This is a genomic window from Xenorhabdus vietnamensis (assembly GCF_002127535.1).
GTDB lineage: Bacteria > Pseudomonadota > Gammaproteobacteria > Enterobacterales > Enterobacteriaceae > Xenorhabdus > Xenorhabdus vietnamensis.
This window is the reverse complement of the sequence record NZ_MUBJ01000127.1, coordinates 1-619: the sequence shown is the minus strand read 5'-3', so window position 1 is coordinate 619 and position 619 is coordinate 1. Positions and strand designations below refer to the sequence as shown.

General features: G+C 45.2%; 1 protein-coding gene. It reads right to left on the bottom strand.

The features are described 5' to 3' along the window. Positions 1–355 (bottom strand): hypothetical protein (locus tag Xvie_RS22410; RefSeq protein WP_208612667.1); only part of this gene is annotated, 355 nt, incomplete at its 3' end. Between the last annotated feature and the right edge of the window lie 264 nt (positions 356–619).

Below are 619 nucleotides of genomic sequence, written 5' to 3'. Positions count from 1 at the left end.
TTAACATTGATACCCTCACTTGAATAATTCCCACTGCCAGAGGACAAGCCTTTTTATTTTTCCCGTTTGGACGTCTAGCCACCTGTCCCGTTTTGTAACCCCTACAGTGATCTATATTAAGATCTGAGTTCTTCCTCTTGGCTGTGCCTTCCCTAACACCCCTTTCAAAGATCACCCCCAAACCCCCTAGAAAGTTTTCCCCTCTTCCCCGCGTACTATCAAACTGATACACAGGTGTACTTTCTAGGGAGTACAACCTCAAAACTGAACCGGTCACTTTGTCGATACCTCCATCGGCTGTTCTGTGTAACCTTTCATCGATCTGTAATTTTTCTTGAAGAACAATCGAAGCCATGTGTTAGCAGCCCTAGCCCCGGTGTTATCCCTGCGATGCGGCACGGGATCTTCATCCCGTCTAAGTTTGTAGATGTATGCGTATTTATCCCTTGCATATTCCCGCATGGTTGAATTGCTCATAGCGGAAAGAATCTTCTGAATAAATTCCGCGTCACCTGGCTGATAAACTTCTGGCATGTTCACCGTGATACAATCAGGAAAGCGCCCCATAACTAAAACCCGTCAAATTCGTCACTAATAATCTTCATGATCTACCTCCACA